General features: G+C 70.9%; 15 protein-coding genes. 8 read left to right on the forward strand and 7 right to left on the reverse strand.

The features are described from left to right. Positions 1-120: 120 nt before the first annotated feature. Positions 121-615, reverse strand: a complete 495-nt coding sequence (locus ACWDCZ_RS02555) for a GNAT family N-acetyltransferase (RefSeq protein WP_049649416.1) — start codon at positions 613-615, stop codon at positions 121-123. A 428-nt stretch (positions 616-1,043) separates the two neighbouring features. Between ACWDCZ_RS02555 and ACWDCZ_RS02560 the strand changes: the two genes are divergently transcribed. Next, on the forward strand, positions 1,044-2,012 hold the full coding sequence (locus ACWDCZ_RS02560; protein ID WP_388044509.1) for a helix-turn-helix domain-containing protein: 969 nt from the start codon (positions 1,044-1,046) through the stop codon (positions 2,010-2,012). 37 nt (positions 2,013-2,049) lie between these two features. Here ACWDCZ_RS02560 and ACWDCZ_RS02565 read toward each other — a convergent pair whose 3' ends face one another. The 4 genes from ACWDCZ_RS02565 to ACWDCZ_RS02580 all read right to left on the reverse strand — a co-directional run bounded on the left by ACWDCZ_RS02565 (position 2,050) and on the right by ACWDCZ_RS02580 (position 6,032). Then, entirely contained in the window at positions 2,050-2,865 is an 816-nt protein-coding gene (locus ACWDCZ_RS02565; protein WP_449815047.1) for a histidine phosphatase family protein, read from the reverse strand. Positions 2,866-3,019: 154 nt separating this feature from the next. Continuing rightward, the gene (gene mctP / locus ACWDCZ_RS02570; protein ID WP_049649418.1) at positions 3,020-4,630 is read right to left on the reverse strand and encodes a monocarboxylate uptake permease MctP; all 1,611 of its coding nucleotides are present in this window, start codon (positions 4,628-4,630) and stop codon (positions 3,020-3,022) included. Beyond that, entirely contained in the window at positions 4,627-4,890 is a 264-nt protein-coding gene (locus tag ACWDCZ_RS02575; RefSeq protein WP_049649419.1) for a DUF3311 domain-containing protein, read from the reverse strand. Before ACWDCZ_RS02575 ends, mctP begins: the two co-directional genes overlap by 4 nt. 350 nt (positions 4,891-5,240) lie before the next feature. Next, positions 5,241-6,032, reverse strand: a complete 792-nt coding sequence (locus ACWDCZ_RS02580; protein ID WP_049649420.1) for a GntR family transcriptional regulator — start codon at positions 6,030-6,032, stop codon at positions 5,241-5,243. 340 nt (positions 6,033-6,372) lie between these two features. On the opposite strand from ACWDCZ_RS02580, the gene ACWDCZ_RS02585 reads away from it, so the two are divergent. The 7 genes from ACWDCZ_RS02585 to ACWDCZ_RS02615 all read left to right on the forward strand — a co-directional run bounded on the left by ACWDCZ_RS02585 (position 6,373) and on the right by ACWDCZ_RS02615 (position 16,174). Further along, positions 6,373-7,662, forward strand: a complete 1,290-nt coding sequence (locus tag ACWDCZ_RS02585; protein WP_049649421.1) for an extracellular solute-binding protein — start codon at positions 6,373-6,375, stop codon at positions 7,660-7,662. A gap of 138 nt (positions 7,663-7,800) precedes the next feature. Beyond that, positions 7,801-8,829: a carbohydrate ABC transporter permease gene (locus ACWDCZ_RS02590; RefSeq protein ID WP_049649422.1), complete on the forward strand. Its 1,029-nt coding sequence runs from the start codon at positions 7,801-7,803 to the stop codon at positions 8,827-8,829. Beyond that, complete coding sequence (locus ACWDCZ_RS02595; protein WP_049649423.1) at positions 8,826-9,653, forward strand: carbohydrate ABC transporter permease; 828 nt, start codon at positions 8,826-8,828, stop codon at positions 9,651-9,653. The genes ACWDCZ_RS02590 and ACWDCZ_RS02595 overlap by 4 nt, the downstream gene beginning before the upstream one ends. A 6-nt stretch (positions 9,654-9,659) precedes the next feature. Further along, positions 9,660-11,213 (forward strand): glycoside hydrolase family 3 protein, encoded by a 1,554-nt coding sequence (locus ACWDCZ_RS02600; RefSeq protein WP_049649424.1) that lies wholly within the window; start codon positions 9,660-9,662, stop codon positions 11,211-11,213. A gap of 419 nt (positions 11,214-11,632) precedes the next feature. Continuing rightward, on the forward strand, positions 11,633-12,949 hold the full coding sequence (locus ACWDCZ_RS02605; protein WP_259316730.1) for an extracellular solute-binding protein: 1,317 nt from the start codon (positions 11,633-11,635) through the stop codon (positions 12,947-12,949). A gap of 238 nt (positions 12,950-13,187) precedes the next feature. Next, the gene (locus ACWDCZ_RS02610; protein WP_049649426.1) at positions 13,188-14,246 is read left to right on the forward strand and encodes an SIS domain-containing protein; all 1,059 of its coding nucleotides are present in this window, start codon (positions 13,188-13,190) and stop codon (positions 14,244-14,246) included. Between the two features lie 407 nt (positions 14,247-14,653). Beyond that, complete coding sequence (locus ACWDCZ_RS02615; RefSeq protein ID WP_181970676.1) at positions 14,654-16,174, forward strand: sensor histidine kinase; 1,521 nt, start codon at positions 14,654-14,656, stop codon at positions 16,172-16,174. Positions 16,175-16,637: 463 nt separating this feature from the next. Here the strand turns inward: ACWDCZ_RS02615 and ACWDCZ_RS02620 are convergent, their stop codons facing one another. Beyond that, the gene (locus ACWDCZ_RS02620; RefSeq protein WP_014138019.1) at positions 16,638-16,889 is read right to left on the reverse strand and encodes a WhiB family transcriptional regulator; all 252 of its coding nucleotides are present in this window, start codon (positions 16,887-16,889) and stop codon (positions 16,638-16,640) included. A 369-nt stretch (positions 16,890-17,258) separates the two neighbouring features. Then, positions 17,259-18,230, reverse strand: coding sequence for a diacylglycerol/lipid kinase family protein (locus tag ACWDCZ_RS02625; RefSeq protein WP_074001417.1), 972 nt, complete (start codon positions 18,228-18,230; stop codon positions 17,259-17,261). Positions 18,231-18,280: the final 50 nt, after the last annotated feature.

Raw genomic sequence — 18,280 nt, forward strand, 5'->3', positions numbered from 1 at the left:
ACGACGTGTCCATGGGACATGTCTTGATCTGTGGTTTATATCAAAAGACGCCTGTTGATCGTCTGTCGGTCACCGGCAAGGGGGGATTGCCGGTGACGTCCCACGGGCCCGGGCCGGTCGTCAGAAGGCCATGGTGTAGACCATCAGGTCCATCCCCGGGTACGGGGCCCAGTCGCGTTCGGGGGTGCGCCGGAAGCCGATGCGCTCGTAGACGCGGTGGGCGGTGGTCATCTCCGGGCGGGTGGAGAAGGCCATGCCGGCCAGGCCGAGTTCGCGGCTGCGGGTGACGGTGGCGCGGACCAGGGCCTCGCCGACGCCGCGGCCGCGGGAGGCGGCGGCGGTGGCGAGCATCCGTATCTCGCCCTCCCGCGGGGTGGCGATGTCCGCCCACTCGGTGCCGCCGACCGCGTAGGTCACGCAGCCGAGGACCCCGGCTCCGGCCGTGTCGACGGCGACCAGGAGTTCGGCCTCGCGGGCCCGTCGCTCGGCGTCGCGCAGCAGGTCGACGTAGCTGCTCGTGGGGTTGGTGAAGCCGTCGCCGACGAAGGCCTCGACGGTGATCCGGCCGGCGTCGGCGAGGTCCTCCGGGAGGGCCTGGCGGATGAGGAAGTCCATGCGGCCAGTGTGCCGGAGCCCTGGTCGGGACGGTCCTCCGGGGTCGAACGGGTCGGAGGGGTCGAACGGGTCGGAGGGGTCGAACCGCTCGACGGGGCCGGGGCCGGGGCCGGGTCGGCGGTGCCGTGCAGCCGGTCGGGGCGGGCCGGGTCGGCCGGGTAGCCGCCCGGGCGGTGGTAGTTGTCGCGGCCGGCCGCCGGGCCGTGGGAGGTCTCGCGGCCGATCAGCAGGCCGAGCAGGCCGAAACCGCCGACGGCCGCGGTCATCGCGAGTGAGCCGATGAGGGTGTCGCTGTCCATGGGCACCACTGTGGCCGGGCGGCGCCGCGGCCACGAGTGGCAGGAACGACCGATCACCTCGAAATCCTGCCATCCTCCCGCCGTCCCCTTCCTTCCGCCGGGGCGGGCGCCGGGGGCATCCTGGTGGGCATGCTGAAGAACGTGGTCGCGGTGGTGCTGGAGGAGGTCCACCCCTTCGAACTGGGTGTGGCCTGCGAGGTGTTCGGCCTGGACCGCACCGCCGACGGGCTGCCGGGCTACGACTTCGCGATCGCCGGGGCCCGTCCCGGGCCGCACGCCACCCACTCCGGCTTCGCGGTGGACGTCCCGTACGGTCCCGAGCGCCTCGCCGGTGCGGACCTCGCCGTGGTCACCGCGGCGAGCATCCGCCCCGGCTACCCGGAGCCGCTGCTGGCGGCGCTGCGCGGGGTGGTCGAGGGCGGCGGCCGGGTGCTGTCCATCTGCAGCGGCGCCTTCGTGCTGGGCGCCGCCGGGCTGCTGGACGGCCGTCGCGCCGCCACGCACTGGCGGCACGGCGAGGAGCTGGCCGAGCGCTTCCCGCTGACCACGGTCGAGCCGGACGTGCTGTACGTGGACGACGACCCGGTGATCACCTCGGCCGGGACGGCGGCCGGCATCGACGCCTGTCTGCACCTGGTGCGCAAGGTGCAGGGCGCCGAGGTGGCCCGGGAGATCGCCCGCCGGATGGTGGTGGCACCGCACCGGGAGGGCGGGCAGGCCCAGTTCGTGAACCGGCCGCTGCCGGAGGCCGCCGGCGACTCGCTGGCCCCGCTGCTGGACTGGATGCGCCACCACCTGGCCGAGGAGGCCACCGTCGAGCAGCTGGCCGCCCGGGCGCACATGTCGCCGCGCACCTTCGCCCGCCGCTTCCAGCAGGAGACCGGCACCACCCCGCACCGCTGGCTGGTCGGTCAGCGGGTGCTGCTCGCCCAGCGGCTGCTGGAGTCCACCACCGAGCCGGTGGACGCGATCGCCGCCCGCTGCGGCTTCGGCAACGCGGCCGCGCTGCGGCACCACTTCGGCCGCCGGCTGGGCACCACGCCGCTGGCCTACCGGCGTTGCTTCGCCGACCCGGACCCGGACCCGAAGGCGGGCTGAGGGGCCGCAGGCTCGCACCAGCAGGTCCCGCCAACCGTCAGTCCGTCCCGGCCGTCAGGTGCCCGACGCCGTTCCAGCCGTCCGGCCGCAGCCGCCCGTCCTGGGCCCGCCAGAGGCTGGTGGAGCAGTTGTGCACCGGCCCGAGCGCGGTGAGCTGGTCCTCGGTGAGCCGGTCCAGCGCGTAGCGGAGCATCAGCACCGTGCAGTCGTGCGCGACCAGCAGGACGGGCCGTCCGGCCTCCTCCTCGCAGAGGTCCCGCAGCAGGCTGCGCACCCGCAGGGCGACGTCGGCCCAGGACTCGCCGCCCGGCGGGCGGTAGTACAGCTCGCCCATCTTGCGCCGCCGGGCCGCCTCCTCCGGGTGCTTGGCCTCGATCGCGGCCTTCGGCAGCATCTCCAGGACGCCGAGTTCGCGGTCGCGCAGCCGCTCGTCGTACCGGACGGCGAGGGTGACCGGGACGGAGCCGAGCCCGGCGGCCTGGGCGAGCGCGATCCGGGCGGTCTCGGCGGTGCGCACGTACGGCGAGCACCAGACGCTGCGCGGGCGGTCGGCGCTGGGCAGGCCGGCCCACCAGTGGCCGAGCGCCTGGGCCTGCCGGCGGCCCTGCAGCGACAGCGGGATGTCGGCGTCGCGGCAGCTGATCGGGACGCTGAGCGCTCCGGCGGCCTCGGCCAGCTGGAACTCGACGTTGGCGGTGGACTCCCCGTGCCGGGTGGCGATCAGCACGGACGGCAGCCGGCCGGCCGCCGACGGGCGGTGGGCGGTGCCGTGCTGGCCCTGCGCGGTGACGTGGTGGTGCTGGCCCTGCGTGGACTGGTGCTGGCCGTTGAGGGTGGTGCCGAGTTCTGCCATGGCCGCGAGCTCCCCGTGGTCGATCAGGTCCCGGCCGGATGCCGGTCCGGTCTGGTGGTGCCCGGCGTGCACGCCTGTTCATACATATGATCGCGCCGCCTTCTCCAGTGTTCACGGAGAAGGCGGCGCGATCACAGGGCGCGTACCGCGCGAATCAGTGCGCCGCTACAGGCTCCGGCGCGTTCTTCAGCTCGTCGTCGCCGGCTTCGGCGCTGTAGTCGGACGGCCTGGTCTCGTCCGGGCCGTCCGGTGCCTTGACCGCCCGCAGCACCAGGGTGAGCGCCACCGCGACGACCAGGTTGAGGGCGAAGGCGGTGACGCCGATGTAGCCGATCTCGCCGATGCCGGGGATCTCGGCCGCGTTGCCGCCGAAGTGCTTCGTGGCCGGGCTGGCGATCCCGTACGCCTTCCAGGTGCCGTACACCATGCCGGCCGCCCAGCCCGCGAACAGCGCCCAGTGGTGGAACCAGCGGGTGAACAGGCCGCCGACGATCGCCACGAAGGTCTGCAGGATCCACAGGCCGCCCAGCAGCTGGAGGTTGATCGCGGCCTGCTTGTCCATGCCGAGCACGAAGACCAGCGCGCCGACCTTCACCAGCAGCGAGACCAGCTTGGCGATCCGGGTCTCGTCGGCGGGGGTGGCGGCGGGCTTGAGCCACTCCTTGTAGACGTTGCGGGTGAACAGGTTGGCCGCCGCGATGGACATGATGGCGGCCGGCACCAGCGCGCCGATGCCGATCGCGGCGAAGGCCACGCCGGTGAACCAGTCCGGGAACATGTCCGCGAACAGCTGGGGCACCGACAGCTGGGCGTTGTAGCCCTTGACGCCCTTGCCGACGCCCGCCGCGAGCGCCATGAAGCCGAGCAGCGCCAGCAGGCCCAGCATCAGCGAGTAGGCCGGCATGATCGCCATGTTGCGGCGCACGGTCTTGCGGGACTTGGAGGCCAGCACACCGGTCACCGAGTGGGGGTACATGAACAGCGCCATCGCCGAGCCGAGGGCGAGCGTGGCGTACGTCCACTGCTTGTTCTCGGGGATGGTCAGCGAGCCGCCCTTGACCTCCTTGAAGTGCTGCGCGGCCGAGTCGAAGATGTGCCCGTAGCCGCCGAGCCGGATCGGGATGTAGATCACCGCGACGATGATCACGATGTAGACCAGGGCGTCCTTGACGAAGGCGATCAGCGCCGGGGCGCGCAGGCCGGAGGAGTAGGTGTAGGCGGCCAGCACGCCGAAGGCGATGAACAGCGGCAGGTCCTTGACGAACCAGTTGGCGTTCTCCCCGCCGCCGACCCCCAGCACGTCCAGCACGGCCTGGATGCCGACGAGTTGCAGGGCGATGTACGGCATGGTGGCCAGGATGCCGGTGAGCGCGACCACCAGCGACAGCGGCCGCGAGCCGTACCGGCCGCGCACGAAGTCGGCCGGGGTCACGTAGCCGTGCACCCGGGAGACCGACCAGAGCCGGGGCAGGAAGAGGAAGACCAGCGGGTAGGCGATGATCGTGTACGGCACCGCGAAGAAGCCCGCCGCGCCGGTCGCGTACACCGCGGCCGGGACGGCGACGAAGGTGTACGCGGTGTAGAGGTCGCCACCGAGCAGGAACCAGGTCACCCAGGTCCCGAAGCTGCGGCCGCCCAGGCCCCACTCGTCCAGGTGCGCGGCGTTGTCCGCGCGGCGCCAGCGCGAGGCGAGGAAGCCCATCACGGTGACGAGGGCGAAGAACAGCACGAAGACCACGAGGGCCGGCACGTTGACGTCCTTCATCGCGCACCGCCCTTCCGGGCCGCCTTGCGGGCCTTCTCGTCCCGGGTGATCAGCAGGTAGGCGGCGACCGTGAACACGGCCGACACCGGCACCCAGAGCAGCTGGTACCAGTAGAAGAACGGCACCCCGGCCACCGCCGGGTCGCTCTTGTCGTACGAGGACACCCAGAGCGTCGCGACGATCGGCACGAGCAGGGCGAGGCCGGCCAGCACCCGCTCGGGCGTCACGGCCGGGACGGGCCTCCCGGCTGGCTCGGGCATGACATCTTCGACGCTGGGGGGATCAGAGGGCATCTTCGGCTCCGCTCCGGAGGGGTTCCCCGTCGGCGCCGCAGCCCCTCGGCGCCGAGCGCCGCACGGGCCCGCCGAGCAGCACCATCGGTGATCGGCAGTCAGGTCAGTACGGCTGCGCAATCTAGAGCATGGGGTGATCCATGTCACCGGGATTGACCGAACTTCCCACCAGCCGGACGCAACCGGCCGGAGTCCGCCGCCGGGGGGCGCAAAAGCCACCACCGCCGGGGACCGCGGGAGAAGCCGCCGCGGAACGCGAAGGGCACCGGCGCGCGGGTCGCGCGCGCCGGTGCCCGGGATGCGGTGGGGGAGTGCGGCTACTCCGGACGCTTCAGTCGGGTGATGAACTTGTAGCGGTCGCCGCGGTAGATGGAGCGCACCCACTCGACCGGGGCCCCGTCGTTGTCGAAGGAGTGCCGGGAGAGCTGGAGCATCGGCAGGCCGAGGTCGGAGCCGAGCAGGCCGGCCTCGCGCGGGTTGGCCAGGGTGGTCTCGATGGTCTCCTCGGCCTCGGCCACGGTGACCCCGTACACCTCGCGCAGCGCCGCGTAGAGGGAGGTGTGCTTGGCCAGGTTGCGGCGCAGGGCCGGGAAGCGCTTGGCGGAGAGGTGGGCGACCTCGATGGCCATCGGGTCGCCGTTGGCGAGCCGCAGGCGCTCGATCCGCAGCACCCGGCCGCCGGGCTTGATGTCGAGCAGCGGGGCGAGCCGGTCGTCGGCGGTGATGTAGCCGATCTCGATCAGCCGGGAGGCGGGCTCCAGGCCCTGGGCCCGCATGTCCTCGGTGTAGGAGGTCAGCTGGAGGGCCTGGGCGACCTTGGGCTTGGCGACGAAGGTGCCCTTGCCCTGGATGCGCTCCAGCCGGCCCTCGACGACCAGCTCCTGGAGGGCCTGGCGCACGGTGGTGCGGGAGGTGTCGAACTGGGCGGCGAGCGCCCGCTCGGGCGGCACCGGGGTGCCGGCGGGCTGGGTCTCGGTGAGCTGCAGCAGGTGCCGCTTCAGGCCGTAGTACTTGGGGACGCGCGCGGTCGGGTCGGTGCCGGCCTGCGTCGGGAGGCTGTTCACCTCGGGGTCGTTGACCTGGGCGGTGGATCCCCCGTCGCTGCTCATCGGACCTGTTCTCCCGCTTCTCGCGAGGCCTACGGCGACCCCGCCACATCGTTAACGGCTCACATCGTTGCATGTATGGCTACGGAACGAATACCTCATCACGCGATGAACGATGTGCGGTGTCGGCTTGATAACGGGTGGTCGAGATCGGTCGAACAGCCGTTGACAGGCCCATTGGTCTAGGCCAAGCTCCAGGCAGCTGGTCTACACCACTAGGCCGGTAGCTATGAATCCCCCCACCCGTTCGAAGGGGTCCGCGGCACCTTTCCCCCCGCTTTGTGTGGGTCTGCCGCTGCCGCCCGACGGGGGTAACCCAGGCATCCCTCAGGAGGATGGCGTAATGAAGCGTCAGCTCATCGCGGCGGTCGGCGTCGCAGCAATGGTCGTCGGCCTGGCGGCTTGCGGCTCGGACGGCAAGAAGAGCGAGGGCGACTCGGGGTCGTCCTCCGCCTCCGCGGCGGACAAGTACAAGGGCAAGACGCTCAAGGTCTGGACCATGACCGGCTCCGCCCCGAAGGGCTGGACCGACGCGGTCAAGACCGAGTTCGAGACCACCTACCCGGGCTCGAAGGTCGAGTACGCGACCCAGGAGTGGGGCGGCATCGGCGCCAAGATCACCGCCGCGCTGTCGGAGGGCTCGGTCGACGTCCTGGAGGTCGGCAACACCCAGACCGCCGGCTACGCCTCCTCGGGCGGTCTGCTCGACCTCACCAAGGAGAAGGCCGCCCTGGGCGGCGACGCCTGGCCCGCCAACCAGAACGAGTCCGCCGTCCTGGACGGCAAGCAGTACGCCGCCCCGTGGTACGTCACCAACCGCGTGGTCGCCTACAACAAGGACCTGTGGACCAAGGCCGGCCTGACCGACACGCCGAAGACCCTGGAGGAGTTCTACAGCGACCTGGAGAAGCTGAAGACCACCGAGGGCGTCGTCGACCCGATCTACATGCCCGGCCAGGAGTGGTACGTCTACTTCGGTCTGCTCACCAGCGAGGGTGGCAAGATCGCCAAGAAGGACGGCGACAAGTGGGTCGGCGGCCTGGGCTCGCCCGAGAGCCAGAAGGCCTTCGAGACCTACAAGAAGCTCCAGGGCTACTCGGCCACCGGTCCGAAGGACAAGGACGAGGCCACCCCGCAGCAGAAGGACGTCTTCGCCCAGGGCAACGTCGGCGCCATGATCGGCCTCGGCTGGGAGCTGCCGGACGAGAAGGCCATGCCGAAGGACAAGATCGGCTACTTCGCGCTCCCCGGCAAGACCGCCGACAAGCCCACCGGCGTGTTCCTCGGTGGTTCGAACCTCGCGATCGCCTCGCAGAGCAAGAACACCGACATGGCCAAGGACTACCTGAAGATCGCCCTCAACGACAAGAACGAGGGTCTGTTCGCCGCCGCCGGCATCACCACGAACAAGCCCGCGCTGAACGCCAACATCCAGGGCGACTTCGCCAAGGCCGCCCAGCAGGGCGCCACCGTCGGCGCGATCACCCCGAACACCCCGAACTGGTCCAGCGTCGAGGACAACCCGAACCCGGTCAAGGAGTTCCTGACCGCTGTCCTCCAGGGCGGCGACTTCGCCTCCACGGCCAAGAAGTACGACGACGAGATCGCCAAGAAGCTCAACCAGAAGCAGTAAGCACCCGGGACCCGTCCTCGGCCCTCCCGCAGGCGGGAGTCCGGAGGCGGGTCCCAGCAGCGTCGTTCACCGGCCCCCGGCGGGGGGCCGGTGGGCGGCGCCTGTCCGTCGTGGCCAGGTTGTGAGGAAGTGAGAACGATGGCTGTGCATTCGGAGCGGGTGCAGACACAGTCCCCGGACCCAGGGAAGGCCGCTGTGGCCGGTCAAGAGACGAGCGCCTCGGGCGGCGGCTCGAAGGGCACCGCGCCGAAGGGCGCCAGATCCGCGGGCGGCCCCAGCCTGGGCTCACGCCTCGCGCCGTACCTGCTGCTGCTGCCGGCCACCGTGGCGACCCTGGCCCTGCTGGGCTGGCCGCTGCTCAAGACGGTCCTGCTGTCGTTCCAGAACCTCAACAGGCGCCAGCTGGTCCTGCACCTGACCGAGTGGACGGGTTTCGACAACTACAAGGAGCAGCTGACCGACCCGGAGTTCTGGTCGGTCACCGGCCGGACCATCGTCTTCACCCTGGTCAACGTGGTGCTGATCATGGTCGGCGGCACCCTGATCGGTCTGCTGCTGAACCAGCTCGGCAAGAAGATGCGGCTGGTGCTCCAGGTCGCGCTGCTGCTGGCCTGGGCCATGCCGGTGGTCGCCGCGACCACCGTCTACACCTGGCTGTTCGACTCCCAGTGGGGCGTCGTCAACTGGATCCTGGAGCAGCTCGGCTGGCAGTCGATGCACGGCTACAACTGGCTCAGCAACCAGTACTCGACGTTCTTCGTGATCATCCTGCTGATCGTCTGGATGTCGATCCCGTTCGTGGCGTTCAACATGTACGCCGGCCTGACCACCATCCCGAAGGAGCTCTACGAGGCGGCCCGGATGGACGGCGCCGGCGCGCGCAAGATCTTCACCGCGGTGATCTTCCCCAACCTGAAGCCGTTCTTCCTGGCCACGACCTTCCTCGAGGTCATCTGGGTGTTCAAGGCGTTCACCCAGGTCTACGCGGTCAACGCCGGTGGACCGGAGAAGCTGACCCGGACCCTGCCGGTGCACGCCTTCCTGGAGGGTTCGGCCGGCCAGCACTACGGCGTCGGCTCCGCGATCGCGGTGCTCACCATCCTGATGCTGGGCGTGCTGATGGCGTACTACTTCCGCATCATGATCAAGCAGGAGGACGAGCTGTGAGGCGCTCTCTCTTCGGACGTACCTGGCTGAACGTGATCGCGGCCGTCCTCGCCGTCTTCTTCGTGTTCCCCGTCTACTGGATGTTCGCGACCGCGTTCAAGCAGAACAGCGACATCATCAGCCCGACGCCGGTGTTCATCCCGCTCGACGCGACCTTCGAGCACTTCACCACCGCGGTCAACGCGCCGAACTTCTGGACGTACGTCCTCAACAGCGTCGTCGTCACCGTCGGCGCGGTGCTCGGGTCACTGGTGATCGCCACCCTGGCGTCCTTCGCCATCGCCCGGATGAGGTTCCGCGGCCGCAAGGCCTTCGTGCTGGTCATCATGATGGCCCAGATGGCGCCCTGGGAGGTCATGACCATCGCGGTCTACATCATCTCCCGCGACAACGACATGCTGAACAGCCTGGTGCCGCTGACCCTCTTCTACATGATGATGGTCCTGCCCTTCACCATCTGGACGCTGCGCAGCTTCATCGCCGCGGTGCCGAAGGAGCTGGAGGAGTCGGCCATGGTGGACGGCTGCACCCGCTCCCAGGCCTTCGTGAAGGTGATCTTCCCGCTGCTGGCCCCGGGCCTGATGTCGACCTCGCTGTTCGGTTTCATCACGGCGTGGAACGAGTTCCCGCTCGTCCTGATCCTCAACAAGGACCAGGGCAAGACGCTGCCGCTGTGGCTGTCGTCCTTCAAGACCGCCTTCGGCAACGACTGGGGCGCCACCATGGCCGCGTCCACGATGTTCGCCATCCCCGTGCTGATCCTGTTCGTCTTCCTCCAGCGCAAGGCGGTCGGCGGTCTGACCGACGGCGCCGTGAAGGGCTGAGTCCACGTGAGCATCCTCGTTCCCACCGTGCCGGACAGCGACCAGCTGCACCGCGACGCCCTGACCGTCCTCCAGCCCGGCTTCGTCGGCACCGAGCCGCCGGAGTGGCTGCGCCGCCACCTCGCCGCGGGCCTCGGCTCGGTCGCGCTGTTCGACCGCAACGTGGTCGACCTCGACCAGCTGTCCGCGCTCACCCGGGCGCTGCGCGCCGAGAACCCCGACCTCCTGATCGCCATCGACGAGGAGAGCGGCGACGTCACCCGGCTGGAGGCGGGCTCCGGCTCGTCCTGGCCGGGCAACCTCGCGCTCGGCGCGATCGACGACCCGGCGCTGACCCGGGACGTCGCCCGCGAGCTGGGCCGGGCACTGGCCGCGGCCGGCGTCAACTACAACTGGGCGCCCACCGCGGACGTCAACTCCAACCCGCGCAACCCGGTCATCGGCGTCCGCTCCTTCGGCGCCGACCCCGAGCTGTGCGCCCGGCACACCGCCGCCTGGGTGGAGGGCCTGCAGTCGGCCGGCGTGGCCGCCTGCTCCAAGCACTTCCCCGGCCACGGCGACACCGCGGTGGACTCGCACCACGGCCTGCCGGTCATCGACGTCGACCTGGACGTGCTGCGGGCCCGCGACCTGATCCCGTTCCAGGCGGCGATCGCGGCCGGCACCAAGGCCGTGATGACCGCCCACATCATGATCCCGGCGCTGGACCCGAAGCTGCCGGCCACCCTGAGCCCGACCGTGCTGCGCGACCTGCTGCGCGCGGCCCCGGCCGACGGCGGCCTCGGCTACCAGGGCCTGATCGTCAGCGACGCGATCGAGATGGGCGCCATCGCCGACACCTTCGGGATGGGCGAGGGCACCGTGCTGGCCCTGGCGGCCGGCGCGGACGCGATCTGCGTCGGCGGCGGGCTGGCCGACGAGGAGACCGTGCTGATGCTGCGCGACGCCATCGTGGCGGGCGTGCGCTCCGGCCTGCTCGCCGAGGAGCGGCTGGCGGACGCCGCCGAGCGGGTCCGGGCGCTGGGCAGCTGGGGCCGGATCGCGGCCCAGGGCGAGCGGGTCGAGCCGGACCTGGCGGTCGGCCTGCGGGCCGCGCGCCGGGCGCTCAAGGTGGTCCGGGCGCCGGGCCAGGTGGTGCCGCCGGTGAGCGAGCGCCCGTACGTGGCCTCGTTCTCGGACGAGCCGAACATCGCGGTCGGCGACGTCACCCCGTGGGGTGTGGCCGGCATGCTGGCGGACCGCTTCCCCGGCACCCGCACCCGCGCGGTGTCGGCGGCCGAGGCCGCGCCGGAGCTGCTGGACGCCCTGGTCGGCGAGCTGCTGGCCGGCGCCGAGGGCCGCCGCCTGGTGCTGGTGGTCCGGGACGCGCACCGGCACGCGTGGATGTCCGCCGCGCTGCGCCGCCTGGTGGCGGCCCGGCCGGACGCCGCCGTGGTCGAGATGGGCCTGCCCCAGTCGGAGCCGGTCGGCGCGCTGTACATCGCCACCCACGGCGCCGCCCGGGTCTGCGGACTGGCGGCCGTGGAGGTCCTCACCGGGCAGCCGGGAGCGGTCGGCTGACACGATCGACGCGACGTCACCGGCGCTGTCCGGTGGCGTCGGTGAACGGGCCCGTCATGCGCATGTCGCATGGCGGGCCCGTTCTGTTTCCCCGCCGTCGACCCGGGAGACCACCGAGTGACCGTGTTCCCTCAAGCAGGCCTTAAATCCACCTTAAGACCTACTTAGGGTGACGGAACGACGACTGGCGGCCACGCGGTACAACGGCTCTGCAACGGCCGCCCCGACGAAGGCTTTTGGTCGTTGACACCACCTATGGTCTAGGCCAGAGTCCAGTCATCCGGTTCGAGATTCAACCTCGCCGGATGTGGTATCGGCCCTCCCCCAAGCTCTTCGCCGCCCCCTGTCCGGACTCTCCGCCACGGGCGCCAATCACGCTGCCGGCGGGCACAACGGCTCTACACCCCTCGGAGGATGGCGTGAAGAAGCGTCAGCTCATCTCGACGCTCGGGACCCTGGCACTGGCGGTCGGTCTGACGGCCTGTTCCTCGACGGCGAAGCCCTCGGGCGACGCCGGCGCGGCCGGTTCCGCGGACCCGAAGGCCGCCGGTGGCACCGTCACCGTCTGGCTGATGGACGACGCCCAGAAGAACTGGCCGGACCTGGTCCAGCGGGTCAACGACGAGTTCGCGGCGAAGTACCCGAACGTCACCCTCAAGCTCGCCTACCAGGGTTGGGCCGACAAGCTGGCCAAGCTCGACAAGGCCATCGCCGACGGCAGCGCCCCCGACGTGGTCGAGCTGGGCAACACCGAGACCATGAAGTACGTGCTCTCCGGCGCGCTGGCCCCGGTGGACCGCGGCACCTTCGACAACTCCGACAGCTGGATCAAGGCGCTCGCCAACACCTGTACGTACCAGGACAAGCTCTGGTGCGTGCCCTACTACGCCGGCTCCCGGGTCGCCATCTACAACTCCACCGCCTTCCAGCAGGCCACCGGCAGCGCCGACTTCCCGAAGACCGAGGCGGAGCTGCTGGCCGCGCTGGACAAGGTCGCGGACCGGAACAAGGCCGACAAGACCTTCTCCCCGCTCTACCTGCCCGGCCCGTACTGGTACGCCGCGATGAGCTACGTGGCCGCGTACGGCGGCGGCATCGCCAAGTTCGACGGCTCCGGCAACTGGCACGGCACCCTGCACGACCCCAAGTCCCAGCAGGGCATCAGCCACTTCGTCGACCTGGTGCGCAAGTACAACAAGGGCGACCTGGCGGTGAACGAGCAGAACCAGTTCGAGTCGATGGCCCGCGGGCACGCCGCGTCCTTCTACGGCAACGGCTACGAGGCGGCCAGCGTCACCGCGCCGGTCACCGGCGACCCGAGCCTCAAGGACGCCGTCAAGGTGGCCACCATGCCCGGCCCGGACGGCAAGCCGCTGCCGACCTTCATCGGCGGCTCCGACCTCGCCGTCACCGCCAAGTCCCAGCAGGTGGCGCTGGCCACCGACTGGATCCGGATGTTCACCAGCACCAAGTCCGAGCAGGCGCTGGCCGACAAGGACATCCTGCCGAACAACCTGACCCAGCTGAACCCGCTGAAGAGCAAGCCGAGCACCGCCGCCGCGGCCAACGCCGTCCCGGACGCCTGGTTCACCCCGCTGGCCCCCGGCTGGGGCGCGGTCGAGAAGCAGAAGATCATCCCGGACATGCTGACCTCGATCCTCAAGGGCAAGTCGGTGGACCAGGCCACCAAGGAGGCCGACGCCGCGATCGACCAGCTGATCAACAAGGCGTCCTGACCTCCCGTCGCGCCCGTCTCCGGATGCCCGTCCCGTCGTCGGAAGGGCGTCCGGAGGGGTGCGCGGGTGGGCGTGCGCGCGGGGCGCGCGGGTGTGCGGACGGAGGTGCCCGGCGGCGGGCGCGCCCGTAGGATCGTGGGACGAAGGACCGCAGCGAGTGTGCGGACTCGCCGCCTGGAGGTCCCCGCCGGGCAGCCGCCCGAGCGGGGTCGAACCGTCTCACCGGAGGCAGACCCAGATGTCCGACCCGCAGACCGTTCCCGTCCCCGGCCGGATCATGGCGGCGGAGATGGCCGAGCAGCCGGCCGTCCTCCAGCGCATCCTCGACGAGGGTGCCCCGAAGATCCGCGAGGTCGCCGCACAGATCGCCGCCCGCCGCCCGCGCTTCGTCCTGCTCACCGCGCGCGGCACGTCCGACAACGCCGCGCTGTACGCCAAGTACCTGATCGAGATCCTGCTCGGCAAGCCGGCCGGCCTGACCTCGATGTCCACCACCACCGCGTACGGCGCCAAGCCGGACCTCACCGACGTGCTGGTCGTCACCGTCAGCCAGTCCGGCGGCTCGCCCGACCTGGTGGCCTCCACCAAGGCCGCCCGCGAGGCCGGGGCCGTCACGCTCGCGGTGACCAACAACGCCGCCTCGCCGCTCGCCGAGGTCTCCGAGTTCCACATCGACGTGCTGGCCGGCCCGGAGAAGGCGCTGCCGGCCACCAAGACGTACACCGCCGAGCTGCTGGCGCTCTACCTGCTGGTCGAGGGCCTGCGCGGGGGCGACGGCGCGGCCGCCAAGGAGCTGCCGGGCCTGGCCGCCGGGGTGCTGTCCCGCCGGGCCGAGGTGAAGGCGCTGGCCGAGCGCTACCGCTTCGCCCAGCGCCTGGTGATCACCTCGCGCGGCTACGGCTACCCGACCGCCCGCGAGGCGGCGCTCAAGCTGATGGAGACCACCTACATCCCGGCCACCCCGTTCTCCGGCGCCGACCTGCTGCACGGCCCGCTGGCGATGGTGGACAACGTCTCGCCGGTCATCGCGATCGTCCCGGACGGCAAGGGCGGCGAGGCCCTCCAGCCGGTGCTGGACCGGCTGCGCGGGCGCGGCGCGGACCTGGTGGTGGTCGGCCAGCAGGCGCAGGTGGACGCCGCCTCGGCCGGCTTCGCGCTGCCGGCCGGCGTGCCCGAGGAGGTGCAGCCGATCCTGGAGATCCTGCCGCTGCAGCTGCTGGCCTACGAGGTCACCATCGCCCGCGGCCAGGACCCGGACGCCCCGCGCGCCCTGGCCAAGGTCACCGAGACGCGATAGCCCCTCCCGCGTCCCGCACGCGAGCCGGCCCCGGTCCACGGGTTGTGGACCGGGGCCGGCTCGTTGAGCGGCGGAGACATGGTCCCGGGGGTGGAAAACACTACGGGCCACGGCGCCGACACGGGACCCTCAACCCATGCGGCACCGCAGCCCGGAGCTGTCGTCGGGCGCCAGATGGGATCGAGAACTGTGCGGGGTCCTCGATCTGCGGCGTCCGACCGAGGAGGGGCCGCGCGCGGTCAGGGCAGTTGCGCGGGGACCTCTCCTTGGTGCCCTTCCATTGTGGACTAGACCAATCTCGGTTGTCCAGGCCTCCCGGAAAATTGGTCTAAACAACTCAGGGGGTGTCCGGACCCGGCGGGAGGCCTGGCGCGCCCCGCCTGGACCGGCGGCGCTACCCTCGCCATGTGCCCTCGCTGAACGAACTCGTCCGCCGCCACACCACCCTCACCGGGGCCGACGTGGAATGGCTCCACCACCTGGTCTCGGAGTGGCAGCTGCTCTCCGACCTCTCCTTCGCCGACCTGGTGCTGTGGATCCCCACCTGGGACGGCATCCGCTACGTCTCGGTGGCGCAGATGCGGCCCAACACCGGGCCCACCTCCTACCAGGACGACATGGTCGGCCACCTCGTCCCGCGCGGCCGCCGCCCGCTGCTGGACGCCGCCTTCGACGAGGGCCGGATCGTGCGCGAGGGCGACCCGGAGTGGCGCGAGGAGGTCCCGGTCCGGGTCGAGTCGATCCCGGTCCGGCGCGAGGGCAAGGTGCTGGGCGTGATCGCCCGCAACACCAACCTGCTGACCGTCCGCACCCCCAGCCGGCTGGAGCTCACCTACCTCCAGAGCGCCTCCGACCTGGCCCAGATGATCGCGGCCGGCTCCTTCCCCTTCCCCGGCGTCGAGCAGGCCGACATGGACGCGGCCCCCCGGGTCGGCGACGGCCTGATCCGGCTGGACGCGGACGGCGTGGTCACCTACGCCAGCCCCAACGCCCTCTCCGCGTACCACCGCCTCGGCCTCACCACCGACCTGGTCGGCAGCCACCTCGGCCGGGCCACCGCCGACCTCGCCCCGCCGTCCCGCTCGGCCGTCCACGAGGCGCTGGTGAAGCTGGCGAGCGGCTGGGCGCCCCGGCAGACCGAGGTGGAGGCGCAGGGGGGAGTGGTGACCCTGCGGGCGATCCCGCTCAAGCCCAAGGGCACCTTGACCGGTTCGCTGGTGCTCTGCCGGGACGTGACCGAGCTGCGCCGCCGCGACCGCGAGTTGATGACCAAGGACGCCACCATCCGGGAGATCCACCACCGGGTGAAGAACAACCTGCAGACCGTCGCGGCCCTGCTGCGGCTGCAGTCCCGTCGGATGGAGTCGGAGTCCGCCCGGGCCGCGCTGGACGAGGCGGTGCGCCGGGTCGGCTCGATCGCGATCGTGCACGAGACGCTCTCCCAGGCGCTGGACGAGCAGGTGGCCTTCGACGAGATCGCCGACCGGGTGCTGGCGATGGCGATGGAGCTGACCCAGGACGGCCGGGTGGCGACCCGCCGCACCGGCAGCTTCGGGATCCTCTCCGCCGAGGTGGCCACCCCGCTGTCGATGGTGCTGACCGAACTGCTCCAGAACGCCCTGGAGCACGCGTTCGGTCCGACCGCCTCCGGGAACCTGGAGGTCAGCGCGCTGCGCGGGCGGGCCCCGGCGACCGGCAAGGGCTGGTCGGACACCTGGAACGGCGGCGCCCGGCCGGAGGAGTACCTGCTGATCACGGTGCAGGACGACGGCCGCGGCATGCCGGAGGGCTTCGACCCGAAGACGGCGGGCAACCTCGGGCTGCAGATCGTCCGGACGCTGGCCACCGGCGAACTGGGCGGCACCTTCGACATGGTGGCCGGCCCGAACGGCGGTACGAAGGTGATCCTGGAGATCCCCGTCCGCTGAGATCCCCGTCCGTGGCGAAGCCGTCGCGCGGGGAAACCGTTGCGCGGGGATGCGCACAGGTGCGTGGAGGGGGCGTGCGTCCGGCGGAAGCGCCGGGTGCGCGCACCCGCACGCCGGGGTGCGGAACAGGGTGCGGAAACAGAAACGAGGCCCTGTCGACCGGGGGGGGGTGGGTCGACAGGGCCTCTCAACCCGTTCCGGCCGTCGGGGGGAGTCGGCCGGAGCGGGGGCTCTGGGTGGTGCGACACCTCGCCGGTGCGTTGCACACGGTGAGCGCCACAGCTCCACGATATTGCTCTAAGTGAACAGTATCAAGTGCTTGGGCGGGTCCGGTGTCGCGGGACCTGGCTGGGCGAGGTCCTTGGTGCGGAAGGCTTCACCAGGAGGTGCAGGGAAGCCTTTGATCATGTGTCGATCGGTACTGCGGTCACTGCTGGTACTACGGCGTGTGATCGCCGGGTGATCAGGCGGTGCGGGCGCGGTTGCGGGCTGCACGGCGCTTCATCGCGCGGCGCTCGTCCTCGCTCATGCCGCCCCAGACGCCGGCGTCCTGACCGGTCTCGAGCGCCCACTGGAGGCACTGCTCCATCACCGGACAGCGGCGGCACACGGCCTTGGCTTCCTCGATCTGCAGCAGAGCAGGACCGGTGTTCCCGATCGGGAAGAACAGCTCGGGGTCCTCTTCGCGGCAGACAGCGCGGTGGCGCCAGTCCATGGTCGTCCAACTCCTCCTGCCGCGGGGGGTGGCCCGATCGGCATAATCGAATGGCTTGTGAATGTGAACGCTTTCACGAATCCCGCAACAGCAAAAGAGACCAAAGGCCCGTCGGGCCCGGGTGGTCTGTGCTGGGGGGGATTCGGCGATTCGAGGGACACCCCGCGGTCGGCGCTCCTGTGGTTCCGGAGTTGCCGTCGCTGCGATGTGTCCCGATCGCCATGTAGAGGTTCGCAAACCTCGGGCTCGGATACAACCCCCTTCGGGGAGGAATTTTGGATTCTTCGGTGTCGCCTAGCTCACAGCCAGTACTTCTATGGAGTGAAGGGGGCTTGTGCGTTCGAGAAGAAGGAGGAACCCCCCTTCCAGTCACACAATCACACGCAGTGCCCGCCGTACGCCTGTGAAACTGACGCGACTCCTGTCTCCAAGATGGTCCCCGTCGACCTGGAACGGGGCCGGTTCCTCCGAAACCAAGGTGAAGTGTCTGACGTCGTGATAGGAGACGACGTGCTTCCCGGAGGGGCCGCTGGGAGGGGCGCCGTCACTCGAAGTCGTGTACGACCGCAGGATCTGACGGACCGTTCGAGCGGTGCCGAACGCCGTCATCCGGGTGATGCCGAAGACGTCCAGGTCCGTGTCGAAGGAGGCGAGCGGTGAGGGGTAGACCGGACGGTTGCCGAGGAACGTCCAGGGAGAGGTGTTGCTGACTATCGACAGCACCAGGCCCGGAACCCGCTCGTGGCCCGGCAGCTCCAGGGAGACGGGGCCGGAACGGCGCTGCTCACGCTGGGTGAAGTAGTGCCGCAGGGCCTGGCCGACGTACAGGGCGTGGGTGGACTTGCGCCCGGCCCGGCGCTGCTCCTCGACCCGCCCGACCACCCCGGCGTCGAAGCCGAGGCCGGCGGTGAAGGTGAACCAGCGGTCCGGCAGCCCGTCGGTCATCGCCTTGCCCAGCCCGATCGGCCGCTCCCGGCCGTGCTCCAGCGCGTCCAGCAGGGCGCCGGTGGCCTCCACCGGGTCGTTGGGCAGGCCCAGCGCGCGGGCGAACACATTGGTCGAACCGCCCGGCACCACGGCCAGTCGCGGGACCTTCTCGCCCGGGCCGTGCGCCAGCAGCCCGTTCACCACCTCGTTGACGGTGCCGTCCCCGCCCAGCGCCACCACCAGGTCGACCGTGCCGTCCTCCGCCGCCTCGCGGGCCAGGTCGCGCGCGTGGCCCCGGTAGCGGGTCTCGGCGACCTCCAGCTTGAGATCGCTGCGCAGGGCGTGGATCAGGACGTCCCTGGTCCGGCCACTGGTGGTGGTGGCCTTGTGGTTCACGACCAGGAGAGCGCGCATGGGGAAAGCCTACGGGTCGGTACGGAGCAACCGGCGGCTACCCTGCTGGA

It is taken from the genome of Kitasatospora sp. NPDC001225 (assembly GCF_053597855.1).

What these genes read in the sequence shown, in the direction of transcription:
- ACWDCZ_RS02590 (WP_049649422.1), top strand. Translation starts at nt 7,801, where the DNA reads ATGGCTGTGCATTCGGAGCGGGTGCAGACACAGTCCCCGGACCCAGGG.
- ACWDCZ_RS02555 (WP_049649416.1), bottom strand. Translation starts at nt 615, where the DNA reads ATGGACTTCCTCATCCGCCAGGCCCTCCCGGAGGACCTCGCCGACGCC.
- ACWDCZ_RS02610 (WP_049649426.1), top strand. Translation starts at nt 13,188, where the DNA reads ATGTCCGACCCGCAGACCGTTCCCGTCCCCGGCCGGATCATGGCGGCG.
- ACWDCZ_RS02625 (WP_074001417.1), bottom strand. Translation starts at nt 18,230, where the DNA reads ATGCGCGCTCTCCTGGTCGTGAACCACAAGGCCACCACCACCAGTGGC.
- ACWDCZ_RS02585 (WP_049649421.1), top strand. Translation starts at nt 6,373, where the DNA reads ATGAAGCGTCAGCTCATCGCGGCGGTCGGCGTCGCAGCAATGGTCGTC.
- ACWDCZ_RS02565 (WP_449815047.1), bottom strand. Translation starts at nt 2,865, where the DNA reads ATGGCAGAACTCGGCACCACCCTCAACGGCCAGCACCAGTCCACGCAG.
- mctP (WP_049649418.1), bottom strand. Translation starts at nt 4,630, where the DNA reads ATGAAGGACGTCAACGTGCCGGCCCTCGTGGTCTTCGTGCTGTTCTTC.
- ACWDCZ_RS02560 (WP_388044509.1), top strand. Translation starts at nt 1,044, where the DNA reads ATGCTGAAGAACGTGGTCGCGGTGGTGCTGGAGGAGGTCCACCCCTTC.
- ACWDCZ_RS02575 (WP_049649419.1), bottom strand. Translation starts at nt 4,890, where the DNA reads ATGCCCGAGCCAGCCGGGAGGCCCGTCCCGGCCGTGACGCCCGAGCGG.
- ACWDCZ_RS02620 (WP_014138019.1), bottom strand. Translation starts at nt 16,889, where the DNA reads ATGGACTGGCGCCACCGCGCTGTCTGCCGCGAAGAGGACCCCGAGCTG.
- ACWDCZ_RS02580 (WP_049649420.1), bottom strand. Translation starts at nt 6,032, where the DNA reads ATGAGCAGCGACGGGGGATCCACCGCCCAGGTCAACGACCCCGAGGTG.